The organism is Prochlorococcus marinus subsp. marinus str. CCMP1375 (assembly GCF_000007925.1).
GTDB lineage: Bacteria > Cyanobacteriota > Cyanobacteriia > PCC-6307 > Cyanobiaceae > Prochlorococcus_E > Prochlorococcus_E marinus.
The window spans coordinates 1,666,636-1,680,947 of record NC_005042.1; the positions used below are offsets into that span (position 1 = coordinate 1,666,636).

Here is a 14,312-nt window from a genome sequence, read left to right on the forward strand (position 1 = left end):
TAACCAATGAATATGACAAATTCCACCAAAGTCGAAAAACCATGGACCAAATGGCATGAAAGATTACATAAATCACTAAAAAGCAAAAGCAATCTACTGCCCTATGGATCATCTCTTCTTATCTCAGTCTCAGGAGGACAAGATTCGATGGCGTTACTCAAATTAATTCTTGATCTGCAAAGAATTTATGAATGGAAAGTTCATGTTTGGCACGGAGATCATGGCTGGCATAACCAATCAAGACAAATAGCCGAAGAACTAGAAGAATGGTGTAAATGTCAAAAGCTGAGTTTTTTTTGCAATAGAACAAATAAGCAAAAAGTATCTACTGAAGAAGATGCAAGAAACTGGCGCTATAAAAGCCTTATCCAACAAGCTAAAACTCTTTCGAAAGAAAGCCCTTCTTTACCTTGCGAACGCGTTTTGACTGGTCACACAGCTAATGATAGAACTGAGACTTTTATCATGAATCTCGCAAGAGGAGCGCATTTAAAAGGTTTAAGCAGTTTAAGAGAGGACAGAACACTTGAAACCAAAATACAACTGATTCGTCCAATCCTAAGATTTAGCAGACAAGAAACTATTCAAATATGTGATGAAATGGATCTTCCAATATGGATTGATCCCTCTAATTCCAATATTGCTTACAGCCGAAATAAAATCCGAGCAGAAATAATTCCTGTGCTTGAGTCATTACATCCACAAAGCACTATAAGAATCTCAAATCTTGCAGAACGTCTTACATCTTTGCAAAAAGATCAACATCAATTAGCTCACCTTGCCCTTGGAGCATTACTTACTTCAACAGGGTTAAGCAGAAGCAAAATGACAAAACTATCTAAAACAGTAAGAGCAATTATTCTGGCGCAATGGTTAGAAGACAACAAAGCACCTCTGCTTTCATCAAAGCAACTGGAAGAGCTTAGTCAGAAGATTGGAAAAAACAAAGGACCAGGAAATATGGATATATCTAATCATTTAAAAATTAGATGGAACAAAAATTCCATCGAGCTGATTAATTAATCCAAGCTAGAAGTTTCTATAATTTTCTTTCCTCTAACCAATTGCAGAACGACGACGTCTAGTTCTACCTGCTGGCTCTTCTAGAGTTGTATTCTCTTGCTGAGGAGTTGAAGTACTGACACTTGCAGCTAACGGTTTTTGATTGTGATTAGTGGAATGAATTGGCTGCTGATTTCTAGGTGTATTTGCTTTTTTTGGAGCTGCTTTTGAATTAATTTCTTCATCAACTCTTCCTTTATAAGCAGGAGTACCTCCTGGAGCAGGCTGAACTAAGCACAGAATTAAAGGCTCCACTTGAAACTCTCTACGCATTCTTCTTGCCAAACCAGATTCAACCTCTCTCTGAAATCCAATCCAATCAACTTCAACAGAATTTGCACTGACCTGTCTAGAAAGTTGCTTCCAACGATTCTGTAAAACCCAGATAATTTCTTTTTCAGTCCAAAGAGACATTTTCCTAGGCTCTGCAGTTGTGACAACTCCTCGTAAATTGACCCTAGGTGGAGCAACCATTACTCCATCTGTACTAACTGCAACAAGAAGAGTAATAACACCATCTTCGGCTAATTGCTGCCGTTCTTTCAACACGCGCGCATCAACAATGCCATTTCTAGAGGCATCTAAAAGTTCGATTCCTGCTTTTACGGGTTGCCCTCTGGTAATGGAATTAGGTGTGAGTTGAACTACATCTCCATTCTCCAAAAGCAAAATATTATTTTCGGGAACTCCCATCGACTGAGCACTTTTACTATGACAAACAAGCATCCTGTGCTCTCCATGCACAGGAACAAAATACTTTGGCTTTGTTAACGCCAACATAAGTTTCTGATCTTCTTGGAAACCATGCCCTGAAACATGAATCCCCTCGCCTTTCCCATAAATTACCTTTGCACCAAGTTGCATCAAACGATCAATAGTATTCACAACAGAAATTGTGTTTCCAGGAATGGGACTAGCTGAAAAAATAATGGTATCAGTTGTTTTTACTTGCACATGTTGATGATCACCACGTGAAATGCGACTTAAAGCAGCTAAGGGTTCTCCTTGACTACCAGTCATTAAAAGCAATGTCTCACGATCAGGAAGATCACGAATTTGTTTAATTGGAACAAAAAGCTCATCAGGTGCCTTCATATATCCAATTTCTCTTGCTTTAGCAATGACATTCAACATAGATCTACCCAGTAATCCAACCTTGCGACCATGTTTTAAAGCAAGCTCCAAAATCATTGCAACACGGTGAATGGAACTCGCAAATGTAGTAATAATTACTCGACCTTCAGCCTCAGCAACATGGCGTTCTAATGCAGGGAAAACAGTACGTTCTGATGGACACCACCCTGGAACCTCCGCATTAGTTGAATCACTAAAAAGGCATAAGACACCTTCTTCTCCATGCTTTGCCAGGCGAGCAAGATCAAAATGTTCCCCATCAACTGGCGTATGATCAAACTTAAAATCTCCTGTAAAAATCACTGTCCCTACTGGGGTTTTAATAGCTAAAGAAAAGCTATCTGCCATAGAGTGAGTATTTCGAATAAATTCAACAGAAAAAGACTGACCTACTTTGACGACATCTCTTGGTCCTACAGTTTGAATAGTAGTTCTATCTGTTACCCCTGCTTCTTCCATTTTCCCTTGAAGCATTGACATTGCTAAACGGGGACCATAAATGACTGGAATATTGAAATGCTTTAGATGATGAGAAATGCCTCCTATATGGTCTTCATGACCATGAGTAACAATCATTCCTCTAATCCGTTTCTGATTTTCTCTTAAATAACTCGTATCAGGCATGACAACATTTACTCCATGCATGCCATCACTTGGAAAAGCTAAACCTGCATCAACAAGCATTAGCTCATCACCATATTCAAAAACACATGTATTTTTACCAATCTCATGAAGTCCACCTAAAGGAATGACTCTTAAGGATGGTTCCTTAGAATGAGATTTTGTAGAAGGGCTGTTAGTCATAAGACAATTTATCGAGGAAACAAGCTTGATTTGTTAATGAGATAAGGCTCTCAAAAAAGCCAATTGCAAAAGAAACCGTTTGTTAGGTTTGAAGCAAGGCTGAAATGGTTTTCATAAGTTCGTTTTTCATTTGATTTTCCAAAGGGAGTAATGGACTGCGGGGAGCACCTACTGGCCATCCAATTAGTTCAAGAGCTGCCTTAACTGGAATGGGATTAGTTGTTGCAAATAAAGCTTTAAATAGAGGTTGTAATTGTTCATGATGACTAAGTGCAAGACTATTTTCCCCAGCGAAATATGCCTCAATCATTGCTTTTAAGCGCATGCCAACAATATGACTAGCTACGCTTACTACACCAACAGCACCAACAGATAACATCGGAAGAAGAAGCCCATCATCTCCACTATAAATTGCGAGTCTAGAACCGCATCTAATTCTTAGATCAGTCACTTCATTAGTTGTGCCACTTGCAGCTTTGAAACTTACAATATTCGAACAATTCATTAGTCTTTGAACAGTGATTGGAGATATAGAACAACCTGTTCTTCCAGGAATATTGTAAAGCATTAATGGTAAATCTGGAGCTGCTTGAGCAACTGCACGAAAATGTGATTCCAAGCCTGCTTGGGGAGGCTTGTTGTAGTAAGGCACAACTACCAAAGCACCATCAGCTCCAGCCTCAGCTGCCTTAGCAGTTGCATGAATCGCCTCAGATGTACTATTACTCCCAGTCCCAGCTAATACCTTTGCCGAACCATTAACAGCATTTCTTACTGTTTCAAGTAATTGATATTGTTCTTCCCAGCTTAAAGTAGGTGACTCTCCTGTAGTCCCACAAACAATAAGACCATCAGAACCTTGATCAACTAAATAACGTGCAAGTCGAGCAGCTAAGGCAAAATCAACAGCCCCTGCTGTATCAAATGGAGTAACCATTGCGGTTAATAAACGTCCAAAAGGAGCTGATGATATTTCAGGGACAGTACTCATGATCTTGTTAACAAAAGTTCGGCAATTTGAATTGCATTTAATGCAGCACCTTTACGTATTTGATCACCACATAGCCATAACTCTAAAGCCTTAGGATTGCTTAAATCTTGTCGTATTCTTCCAACTGCAATATCATCTTTGCCAGTAACATCAATTGGCATTGGGAATCTATTCATTTGAATATCCTCTAATAGTTTAATACCAGATGCATTAGAAAGAATTTTTCGTGCTTCTTCTACTGGAAAAGGTTCGGCAAATTCAATATTAATTGATTCAGAATGAGCTCTTAAAACTGGTACTCTCACACAAGTAGCAGTTATAGCTAACTCTGATTGATTCAAAATCTTTCGCGTTTCATTAATCATTTTCATTTCCTCCTCACAATAATTATTTGATTGCAATGGAGAGTTATGGAGAAACAAGTTAAAGGCTAGTGAATAAGGCAGAATTTCACTCTTGGGAATATTCCCATTCAATACATCTTGACTAAGTTGTTTTAACTCATTCATAGCTCTAGCTCCTGCTCCACTAGCTGATTGATAAGTGGAAACTACAACTCTTTTAATTGGTAATTGTGCTGATAATGGGGCTAAAACTAAAGCTAATAAAATAGTTGTGCAATTAGGATTTGCAATTAACCCTTTGTGAGTAAAAACCTGACTTGGGTTAACTTCAGGAACAACTAAAGGAACATCAGGTTCCATCCTATATGCATTGGAATTGTCAACAATCACAGCACCTGCAGAATTGATTACTTTTCTCCATTTTCGAGAAATTGATCCACCTGCAGAAGCTAAAACAAGATCAACATCCTCAAATCCTTCGGGTGAAACTTTTTTTACGACAAGATCTTCTCCTTTAAAAAATTGAACTTGACCTGCAGACCTTTCAGATGCCAATAAACGTAATTCCCTGATAGGAAAAGAACGTTCTTCAAGAATTTTTAGTATTTCAGCGCCTACTGCTCCGCTTGAACCAAGTACAGCAAGGGTTAAAGGTCTATCAGGGAAAGGCTTTTGAAGAGTCAAACTATTAAAAGATAAAAATTGTTTTTAAAAGATGGGTACTGTAGAAATTTGAAAAGCCGAAAGAAACTAATGTCCAAAAATCGAAAAAAGAAGCTCAGTTTTTGATAGATGGTCTTACTCTTCCCTAGTGTAATAGGCCAATGAGCTTCGACCCTTAGTGAACCAATGAGTAATTCCCAATTAAAAATAAAAACCAAGGCCCTCCCCAATAGTCGAATAGCAATTGAATTTGAAGTTCCAGCTCAACAATGCAAAACAAGTTTTGAAGATGCGCTGACAACTTTATGCAAATCTGCAAATCTACCTGGTTTCCGCAAAGGGAAAGTACCTAAATCTGTAATTCTCCAGCAAATTGGATCTAAAAGAATTCAAGCCTCTGCCCTAGAAAAATTATTAGAAAAAATATGGAAGCAAGCTCTAAAAGAAGAATCAATAGAACCTCTTTGTGAACCAGAGTTAGCAGGTGGATTTGAGCCCTTATTAGAAAATTTCAATCCAGAACAAACGCTTTCAGTGACTTTAGAAACAGATGTAGCACCTATTCCTAAACTAAAAACCACTAAAGGATTAACCACGGAAGCAGAACCGATCACCTTTGATGAAAGCAAAGTCGATGAACTAATAGAAGAATCTCGTAAACAATTAGCAACCGTTATTCCTGTAGAAAATCGTCCAGCCAATCATAGTGACATCGCTATTCTCACTTTCAAAGGTACTTTTGCTGATGATGGAAGTGAAATAGAAGGAGGTAGTGGCGAATCTATGGAAATCGACTTAGAAGAAGGTCGAATGATCCCTGGATTTATTGAAGGGATTGTAGGTATGAAGATCAATGAAACAAAAACTATAGATTGTCAATTTCCAAAAGATTATCAAGATGAAAAAGCTAAAGGAAGAAAAGCTAAATTTGATATCCAGTTACAAGATCTAAAAACTAGAGAGCTTCCAAAATTAGATGACGATTTTGCTAAACAAGCTAGTGATAAGAACAGTCTAAAAGAGTTGCGCAATGAATTAACTAATCGTCTCAAATCAGATGCCAAAAATCGTAATAAGAAGAATCGTCAAGAATCATTACTTGAAGCACTAGTAAAAGAGCTGGAAGTCGATCTACCAAAAACATTGATTGATGAAGAGGTGCGGAATTTAATTGAACAAACAGCAAGGAATTTTGCAGAGCAGGGAATGGATATTAAATCAACATTTACTCAAGACTTAGTAAGTTCTTTGATGGAATCTTCTCGTCCTGAAGCTGAAATCAATCTCAAAAAAAACCTTGCTTTGAATGCTTTAGCAGAAGCAGAAAATATTAAAGTTGATTCACAAGCCTTGGAAGAGAAAATCAAAGAAGTCAATATTGAGCTAGCTAACCAGAAAAATATAGATCAGAAAAAATTACGTCAAGTTGTTCAAAATGACCTCTTACAAGAAAAACTTTTTGATTGGCTTGAAGCTAACAACACAATTTTAGAAAAAAAGCCTAAAAAGGCATTGAATGAAAAAGTGAAAAGTTCTAAGCCAAAAAACACTCAGAAGAAAACTGACAAAACAAAGAAAGATTCCCCCTAAAAATAAATTCCACTTATAGATTGTTTATTAAAGGACTTTCAACTTCAAGGTGATTAACACTAAATGCATTCATCCAGTTCAAAACAAATGGAAGGGAGATCTTCCATGCTCAGGACCTGGTGTGCTCCCAACAGTTATTGAGCAATCTGGACGAGGCGAAAGAGCATTCGACATTTATTCACGTCTTTTGAGAGAAAGAATCATTTTTTTGGGCACTGATGTCAATGATCAAATTGCAGATGCATTGGTAGCGCAAATGCTTTTTCTTGAAGCCGAAGACCCTGAAAAAGATATTCAACTTTACATCAATTCTCCAGGCGGTTCAGTAACAGCAGGGCTAGCTATCTACGACACTATGCAGCAAGTGAATCCAGACATTGTGACTATGTGTTATGGCCTAGCAGCAAGCATGGGGGCTTTTTTGTTAGCTGGAGGATCTAAAGGAAAGCGCCTAGCCTTACCAAATTCAAGAATAATGATTCACCAACCTCTTGGTGGTGCTCAAGGTCAAGCTGTTGAAATTGAAATTCAAGCAAAGGAAATTCTTTTTTTGAAAGAGACTTTAAACAACTTACTTGCAGAACATACTGGCCAATCTCTTGAGAAAATTTCTGAAGATACTGATAGAGACCACTTCCTTTCTCCGCAAGAAGCGGTTGAATATGGCCTGATCGATAAAGTGGTGAACAGCCTCAACTAAAAAGGAATCGTTACGGAAAGCTGACTAAACATCAATTCGCAACGATCCTATAAGTAAGAACTGGTCATTATTAAAAAGATCCTTTTCTTAATCCTGGTATCCTTCGGAAATCGATGGCAAAATTTGAAGCCCATCTTAAATGCTCTTTTTGTGGCAAATCTCAAGAGCAAGTTCGCAAATTAATTGCAGGACCAGGTGTTTATATATGCGATGAATGCATAGACTTGTGTAATGAAATTTTAGATGAAGAGCTATTAGAAAATCCCTCGAAAGTCAAAGATGGGAATGATTCTAAAATCCCAACCTCTGCATCAACTGTCAGCAAACCTGCTCCAACACTTTCTTCCATCCCAAAGCCAATTGAGATCAAAAGCTTTTTAGACAACCAAGTAGTAGGACAAGAAGATGCGAAAAAAATTCTTTCTGTTGCGGTTTACAATCACTACAAACGACTAGCTTGGCAAGGAAGTGAAACTAACGAAATAGATTTACACACTACAAAACTTCATAAGTCAAACATACTTCTTATAGGTCCTACTGGAAGTGGAAAAACACTACTTGCTCAAACACTTGCTGAACTGCTGGACGTACCATTTGCAGTTGCTGATGCAACAACCCTTACTGAAGCTGGCTATGTCGGTGAAGATGTAGAAAATATACTGCTCAGACTTTTACAGAAATCTGATATGGATGTAGAGCTAGCTCAAAGAGGAATTATTTATATTGATGAAATCGATAAAATTGCTCGTAAAAGTGAAAATCCTTCTATCACTAGAGATGTCTCGGGCGAAGGAGTCCAGCAAGCATTATTAAAAATGCTTGAAGGGACAATCGCAAATGTTCCTCCCCAAGGTGGAAGAAAGCATCCTTATCAAGACAGTATTCAAATTGATACCAGCCAAATATTGTTTATCTGTGGAGGAGCATTTGTTGGTTTAGAAGATATTGTGCAAAAAAGACTTGGTCGAAATTCTATTGGTTTTATGACAAATGATAATCGTGGTAAAAGTAGAAAGAGCAATGACCTTCCAAAAAATCAAGTCTTGAACAATTTAGAACCAGATGATTTAGTTAGATATGGTCTAATACCAGAATTTATAGGGCGGATGCCAGTTAGCGCAGTCTTAGAACCATTGGATGTAGATGCATTAGAAGCAATCCTTCAGGAACCAAGAGATGCCGTCATCAAACAATTTATAACATTAATGAGTATGGATAATGTCAAACTAACTTTTGAAGAAAACGCGATAAAATCAATTGCAAAAGAAGCATTTAGAAGAAAAACTGGAGCAAGAGCTTTGAGAGGTATTGTTGAAGAATTAATGCTCGAATTGATGTATAAACTTCCTTCTCAGGACGAAATCAAAAATTGTTCTGTAACCCAAGCCATGGTAGAAGCTATTACAGGTGGAAAAATAGTTCCTCTGCCACCATCAGACAAAAGAGCAACAAAAGAATCTGCTTAATTTGAATTAATTCATACTTTTTCTATCAAAAAATCTCATCTGAGTAACAACTACAAAGATTTGCACATAACCAAGGCAAATTCAGTGAGCTTCTTCTTAGAGTATTGACCTTGAGTATTCTTTAACTTTGTCCAAAGCGGCGTATGAGCAAAACTTATCAACCGCTGCATCAAAAATATCGCCCTAAGCGCTTCGACGATCTTGTAGGACAAGACTCCATCGTAGCGACACTCAAGCAAGCTCTTATTAGCAATAGAATTGCTCCAGCATATTTGTTTTGTGGTCCAAGAGGAACTGGAAAAACTTCAAGTGCCAGAATTTTGGCACGATCATTAAATTGTCAACAAAGTGAAAAGCCTACGATTGCTCCATGCTGCCAATGCAACTTATGTAAAGAAATTGGGAAAGGTACTGCACTAGATATCATTGAAATAGACGCTGCCTCAAATACAGGAGTAGACAATATTAGGGAATTAATAGAAAGATCTCAATTTGCACCTGTTCAAGCTCGTTGGAAAGTTTATGTAATTGATGAATGCCACATGCTTTCAACAGCTGCATTTAATGCTCTTTTAAAAACTCTAGAAGAACCTCCATCTCAAACAGTCTTTGTATTAGCTACGACTGATCCCCAAAGACTGCTACAAACCATTCTAAGCCGATGCCAAAGATTTGACTTTCGTAGAATTCCTATTACTTCATTAACGAGTCACCTAACAACAATTGCCAGTAAAGAAAAAATTGAAATAGATCAAGAATCTATAAATTTAATCGCACAACGTTCAGAAGGTGGACTCAGAGATGCAGAAAGTTTACTTGATCAACTAAGTCTACTAAAGCCCCCAATTAATTTACAATCTATATGGGAATTATTAGGAGAAGTCCCTGAGAATGATCTCATTATTCTTACATCATCTTTAATATCACAAGACCCTATTTCCTTACTAAAAACATGCCGAAAATTATTTGATAATGGTAAAGAACCAATATCAATTTTACAAGGACTAACAGCAACTTTAAGGGACTTGGTTCTTATTAAATCACTTCCTGATCAACCTAGTTTATGTAGTTTATCCAAGCAATCTCAGGAAACGCTAACCAAAATTTCATCAGAATTAGAATTAGATAGAATCTTATATTGGCAAAAATATCTGAAAGGTTCAGAATCACAAATTAGGTTTAGTCTTCAGCCGCGTTTATGGCTTGAGGTTCTGTTACTTGGTCTTTTAAGTAATCCAAACATAAGTGAAAAGAAAGCTAGTAAAAATATACAAGAGGTAAAAGTGAATGCAAACAATACATTAAATAATGACCATGTTATAGAAAAACAAATCTTAAATACTGATGAAAGTGTAAGGCAAGAAGTGACTGCTGATAATGAGCAATCCAAGTCAGGTTTATTAAGTCAATGGGAGCAGATTCTGTCCCAAATAGAATTACCGTCAACAAGAATGCTTTTATCTCAACAAGCAAGATTAACTAACTTAACAAAAAATCAAGCAGAGATTTCTATCTCTGAAAATTGGTTAGGGATGATTCAAAGTCGGAAAAATATTATTCAAAAAGCAATTAGAAAGTGCCTTGGAGAAAATATAGAGCTAAGCCTGATACAGCAAAGTAAACTAAATACACCCTCAATTGAAGTTGATGATAAGAATTTATTAACTGAGAAAAATATTAAAGATAGAAACCTGAAATTAGATAGTAATAAATTAAATAATAACAATACTTCTTCAAAATTGAATGATGTAATCTCAGAGGAAACGGAGAATTTTGCAAATTTTTTTAATGGGAAGATTATTGATTTAGAAGGTAATGAATAATGCAATACATTTAATTTCCTTTGTGCATTGTTTTAACCCATACTAATTTTTTAGGAATGAATGCCATTTTAATTGTTATAAGAGGGATTACAAAGAACCAATGCGATAAATATATTATTGAGATAATTAAATGAAATGGTGTTGGATTTGGTATTTTAGGTCCAAAAGAACTTCTTCTACAACCACTGAAAAATGCCAAGCCTGAGATGCTAAAAGCAACTATAGAAAGAGGCCAATAAACAGGGATCGTTTTTGTAATCAGAAAAGTTATTACATCAAAAAAAGATATAACTGGAAGAACATATTGCAAAAGAAAAAAAGCAGTTAAATCAAGGTGTTGAGCACTATTTAATCTTCGAGATATCAATAAAGGCCAATAATCAAAAAAGCGTTGCAACCCTCCTTCAGCCCATCTTTTCCGCTGACGCATTAAAGGTCCAAGTGTTTCTACTCCTTCTTCATAGACTGGAGGATCCCAAAGAATACCTATTAAGCCTCCGGAGAGTAAAAAGCGAAAGCTTAAATCAAGATCATCAGTAACAGTTCCCTCATTAAAACCACCACATTTATCCAAAGCTTGTCTATTCAAAAGTGCGCCATTTCCTCTTAATTCAACAACTCCACCTATCGATTGACGGCCTTGTTGAATAACAGTATCCATAGCCATTTCCATTGCCTGACAACAAGTTAGAAGATTCTGCTGAGAATTCACCACTGCTTTTCTTAATTGCACTGCAGCCCATCTACCCTCTTTAGCAAAAGGAACTAATTTCAACAAAATCTCATCATTAAAGTCAGCATCGGCATCCAAGATGAATACCCATTCTCCATGCACCTTTTTTAAAGCTTGATTTAGAGCCCCTGACTTCCCTCCGCCAGATTTTCTTGAACGACTTATAACTTTCAGATTAGAAAATTGTTTATTTAATTCTTGCAAGATCAATGAGGTCTTGTCCTGACTACCATCATCAATAATACAAATTTGGATTTTTTCTTTTGGATATTGCATAGCAGCAAGTCTTTGGACCAATTTTCCGACTACTGCTTCTTCATCTCTAGCTGAAACAATGACATCAACAAAAGGTAAGTCATCATCTATCTCTAAAATATCGTTTGAGACAGTCAACAAATTTTTAAAATTTGAACGCCCTCGCAAAACAACTCGGAAGGCATATATGCCTAATAAAAATGCAAGAGTCAACGCTGGAAAAAAGCTTTGAGGTTGCTTCATGCAATGAGGAAGAGATCCTGCCAATGCACAGCAAATAAGAAACAAAAATGCTTTGCTACGTCGGTGCCCTCCATTAACACTTGGTATTGCCATGGAAATCCCGAGGTTCAAGGAGTGACTCTAAGTGGTCTTCTCAAAACTATTTAAAAGATTCATATGTTGTTCCTGGGTAGTAATACTTAAGAATCTTAGTAGTATTCCAACCTCTTAAAGCCAAATCAATTGCCCCAGCTTGAGATAAACCAGCTCCATGTCCAAAACCTCCTCCAATAAATTCCCACACTCCTTCTTCCAATTCCTCAATTATAAAAAGTGTGCTTGGCAAATTTCTTAACGTTCGTCGTATCGCATCTAAGCGAAGAATAATTTGAGAATCATCTGTATCACCTTTAATTTCAAGGGCTACAACCCTGCCACTCGGTCCTCGCTCCAGAACACGAATTGTTTGAGGAAATTCCTTTTTAGAATTTGATAAATTCAGGGCTTTTCTAAAATCTTCTTTCTTCAAAATTCTTTTCCATCTAAATCGACGATGGTTATTACCAAAAGCCCCATCTCGCTTAGAAAGCAATCTTTTTACTTGAGTATCTTCATCAATTGGCAACAAAAACTGTCTTTTCCATCTTATAGATCCATCTAGCATTGTTCTTAAATAAGGTAAATCTGCTATCGCCCAAGCCTCATAGCCAGCCGCACTGACTCCTCCATTAGTAGCGTGATAAACAGCATTAATAGGTTTACCATTCCAATTCAGAACTCTTCCATGAGTTTGTTTAATTGCATGAATCACTGCATCATTTGCTTTTGCAGGATCTTTATATATCTGACACTGCGTATCACTACATAAATGATAACCATCTATTGAAAAACGATGACTATTAGCAATAGCCCATGTCCTAGCAAGGACTGCTTGGGCGGCTAATGCATTTGAAGGAGATGCACTACCAATCTCATGAGGTAATACGCCTCGTAAATATTTCTCAATAGGAAGCTTCTCGATAAAAGTCCAAGTTCCATAAGCATCTGGTTTCAAAAGAAATTCTCCTGAATACAAGCCACCCTTCCAAAGCAATCCATCTGGAGCCTGAATTGAAACATCACCTGACAGCAAATAGTTGCCTGAACCAGTTTCTAAAACAGGTTTAACTTCCTGCAAAACCTTTTGATTGACTTCATTAAATTGAAGTCCATTAGGTAATTTGGCATCCTTTGAAACCCAAATCTCCCATTCAGATGGATGCGCTATAAAATTTTCGACTCCATCTTCTTCTAATAAAAGAGAAATTCTTTGGGCAGATTCAAAACTTGCAAATGGTCCTATAACTTTACGAATAAAAAAACGTGGGGTTTTGAGTTGAACATTACGCCAACCAATATTAATTTCTGACGCCTTATGGACTAAACCATTCGAATCTTTTAAAAGCAAAGGTCTATCAGCACTAACCAATTTTAAAAGAGGCGCTTTGGAACTAGCAAAAGCCTCTCTGCCCAAATATGGCTCTAAGCTTACTAATAAACTCTTAGTTTCTTTAAGAGCTAATGGCTTTGAAACCTCCCAATGAGTAGAAAAAGAAGAATCTGAAGAAATCACATTGTTGGCTTTCGATTCATAATCCAACCCAGTCAGCAGAAAAACACAGCCGTAAAAAAATAATCGTTGTAGAACTGCTTTATACATCAAAAATAAGAACACGAAACAACCAAAAACCAGCTAATCAATAAGCCAATTTTGCTTAAGGGAGTATTAGGAAGTAGAGTAATAGATTGTATTTGTGTTTTTGCCAAAAATGCCTAAACTCAAAACTCGCAAAGCTGCCGCAAAACGATTTAAAGTTACAGGCACTGGCAAGTTCATGAGGCGCAGAGCTTTCCGCAATCACTTGTTAGATCATAAGAGCTCCAAGCTCAAACGCCATCTTGGAACAAAAGCAGTTGTTGATGAGCGGGATTCAGAAAACGTTAGCCTGATGCTCCCCTACAGCTAATTGTTTTTTATTGAAATTCAAAAAACAACTTTTTTAATTTTTCACCCTTTGATTCTCTTCAATTATGTCTCGCGTTAAAAGAGGAAATGTTGCTAGAAAGCGCAGAAACAAAATACTCCGATTAGCCAAAGGCTTTCAAGGAAGTAACGGTTCATTGTTTCGCACTGCGAACCAGCGGGTAATGAAAGCCCTATGCAATGCATATAGAGATAGAAAACGTCGTAAGCGGGATTTCAGACGGCTATGGATAGCTCGAATTAATGCAGCAGCAAGAATGAATGGAATGAGCTATAGCAAGCTAATCGGCAATCTAAAAAAAGCAGATATTAGAATTAATAGAAAAATGTTGGCCCAAATAGCTATTCTTGATCCAACAAACTTTCAAAAAGTTGTAGCAGATGTTAAAAAATAAATTGATTAATTTAGCTTAAACAAGAAAAGTATACTTTAATAATTATATTAAAGTCTTTTGATTATAATTAAAGTTATCACGAATCCTCAGAGAATTTAGCTTTATCA

12 protein-coding genes are annotated in these 14,312 nt (G+C 36.9%); 7 read left to right on the forward strand and 5 right to left on the reverse strand.

Annotated features, from left to right (window positions below):
- Nucleotides 1-12 precede the first annotated feature (12 nt).
- Nucleotides 13-1,023: a tRNA lysidine(34) synthetase TilS gene (gene tilS / locus PRO_RS08920; protein WP_011125960.1), complete on the forward strand. Its 1,011-nt coding sequence runs from the start codon at nucleotides 13-15 to the stop codon at nucleotides 1,021-1,023.
- A gap of 33 nt (nucleotides 1,024-1,056) precedes the next feature.
- Here the strand turns inward: tilS and PRO_RS08925 are convergent, their stop codons facing one another.
- From PRO_RS08925 to PRO_RS08935, 3 genes are all read right to left on the reverse strand, one after another.
- A complete protein-coding gene (locus PRO_RS08925) occupies nucleotides 1,057-3,000 on the reverse strand; it encodes a ribonuclease J (RefSeq protein WP_011125961.1) in 1,944 nt (647 codons plus the stop codon).
- Between the two features lie 82 nt (nucleotides 3,001-3,082).
- A complete protein-coding gene (dapA, locus tag PRO_RS08930; protein ID WP_011125962.1) occupies nucleotides 3,083-3,991 on the reverse strand; it encodes a 4-hydroxy-tetrahydrodipicolinate synthase in 909 nt (302 codons plus the stop codon).
- Nucleotides 3,988-5,019, reverse strand: coding sequence for an aspartate-semialdehyde dehydrogenase (locus PRO_RS08935; protein ID WP_011125963.1), 1,032 nt, complete (start codon nucleotides 5,017-5,019; stop codon nucleotides 3,988-3,990). Before PRO_RS08935 ends, dapA begins: the two co-directional genes overlap by 4 nt.
- 165 nt (nucleotides 5,020-5,184) lie before the next feature.
- Here PRO_RS08935 and tig point away from each other — a divergent pair, with 165 nt between their 5' ends.
- The 4 genes from tig to PRO_RS08955 all read left to right on the forward strand — a co-directional run bounded on the left by tig (nucleotide 5,185) and on the right by PRO_RS08955 (nucleotide 10,577).
- A complete protein-coding gene (tig, locus tag PRO_RS08940) occupies nucleotides 5,185-6,588 on the forward strand; it encodes a trigger factor (RefSeq protein ID WP_011125964.1) in 1,404 nt (467 codons plus the stop codon).
- A 49-nt stretch (nucleotides 6,589-6,637) separates the two neighbouring features.
- Entirely contained in the window at nucleotides 6,638-7,288 is a 651-nt protein-coding gene (clpP, locus tag PRO_RS08945; RefSeq protein ID WP_011125965.1) for an ATP-dependent Clp endopeptidase proteolytic subunit ClpP, read from the forward strand.
- 113 nt (nucleotides 7,289-7,401) lie between these two features.
- The gene (gene clpX, locus PRO_RS08950; protein WP_011125966.1) at nucleotides 7,402-8,754 is read left to right on the forward strand and encodes an ATP-dependent protease ATP-binding subunit ClpX; all 1,353 of its coding nucleotides are present in this window, start codon (nucleotides 7,402-7,404) and stop codon (nucleotides 8,752-8,754) included.
- A 143-nt stretch (nucleotides 8,755-8,897) separates the two neighbouring features.
- On the forward strand, nucleotides 8,898-10,577 hold the full coding sequence (locus PRO_RS08955; RefSeq protein WP_011125967.1) for a DNA polymerase III subunit gamma/tau: 1,680 nt from the start codon (nucleotides 8,898-8,900) through the stop codon (nucleotides 10,575-10,577).
- A gap of 10 nt (nucleotides 10,578-10,587) precedes the next feature.
- Here PRO_RS08955 and PRO_RS08960 read toward each other — a convergent pair whose 3' ends face one another.
- Nucleotides 10,588-11,901, reverse strand: a complete 1,314-nt coding sequence (locus tag PRO_RS08960) for a glycosyltransferase (RefSeq protein WP_011125968.1) — start codon at nucleotides 11,899-11,901, stop codon at nucleotides 10,588-10,590.
- 46 nt (nucleotides 11,902-11,947) lie between these two features.
- A complete protein-coding gene (locus PRO_RS08965; RefSeq protein WP_011125969.1) occupies nucleotides 11,948-13,486 on the reverse strand; it encodes a SpoIID/LytB domain-containing protein in 1,539 nt (512 codons plus the stop codon).
- Between the two features lie 109 nt (nucleotides 13,487-13,595).
- On the opposite strand from PRO_RS08965, the gene rpmI reads away from it, so the two are divergent.
- Both rpmI and rplT read left to right on the forward strand, forming a co-directional pair.
- On the forward strand, nucleotides 13,596-13,793 hold the full coding sequence (gene rpmI, locus PRO_RS08970; protein ID WP_011125970.1) for a 50S ribosomal protein L35: 198 nt from the start codon (nucleotides 13,596-13,598) through the stop codon (nucleotides 13,791-13,793).
- A gap of 64 nt (nucleotides 13,794-13,857) precedes the next feature.
- On the forward strand, nucleotides 13,858-14,205 hold the full coding sequence (rplT, locus tag PRO_RS08975) for a 50S ribosomal protein L20 (protein ID WP_011125971.1): 348 nt from the start codon (nucleotides 13,858-13,860) through the stop codon (nucleotides 14,203-14,205).
- Nucleotides 14,206-14,312 lie beyond the last annotated feature (107 nt).

Excerpts from the sequence above, each read along its gene's own strand:
- rplT (WP_011125971.1), top strand. The coding sequence starts at position 13,858 with ATGTCTCGCGTTAAAAGAGGAAATGTTGCTAGAAAGCGCAGAAACAAA.
- clpX (WP_011125966.1), top strand. The coding sequence starts at position 7,402 with ATGGCAAAATTTGAAGCCCATCTTAAATGCTCTTTTTGTGGCAAATCT.
- PRO_RS08965 (WP_011125969.1), bottom strand. The coding sequence starts at position 13,486 with ATGTATAAAGCAGTTCTACAACGATTATTTTTTTACGGCTGTGTTTTT.
- tilS (WP_011125960.1), top strand. The coding sequence starts at position 13 with ATGACAAATTCCACCAAAGTCGAAAAACCATGGACCAAATGGCATGAA.
- PRO_RS08960 (WP_011125968.1), bottom strand. The coding sequence starts at position 11,901 with ATGGCAATACCAAGTGTTAATGGAGGGCACCGACGTAGCAAAGCATTT.
- rpmI (WP_011125970.1), top strand. The coding sequence starts at position 13,596 with ATGCCTAAACTCAAAACTCGCAAAGCTGCCGCAAAACGATTTAAAGTT.
- PRO_RS08955 (WP_011125967.1), top strand. The coding sequence starts at position 8,898 with ATGAGCAAAACTTATCAACCGCTGCATCAAAAATATCGCCCTAAGCGC.
- PRO_RS08925 (WP_011125961.1), bottom strand. The coding sequence starts at position 3,000 with ATGACTAACAGCCCTTCTACAAAATCTCATTCTAAGGAACCATCCTTA.
- dapA (WP_011125962.1), bottom strand. The coding sequence starts at position 3,991 with ATGAGTACTGTCCCTGAAATATCATCAGCTCCTTTTGGACGTTTATTA.
- tig (WP_011125964.1), top strand. The coding sequence starts at position 5,185 with ATGAGTAATTCCCAATTAAAAATAAAAACCAAGGCCCTCCCCAATAGT.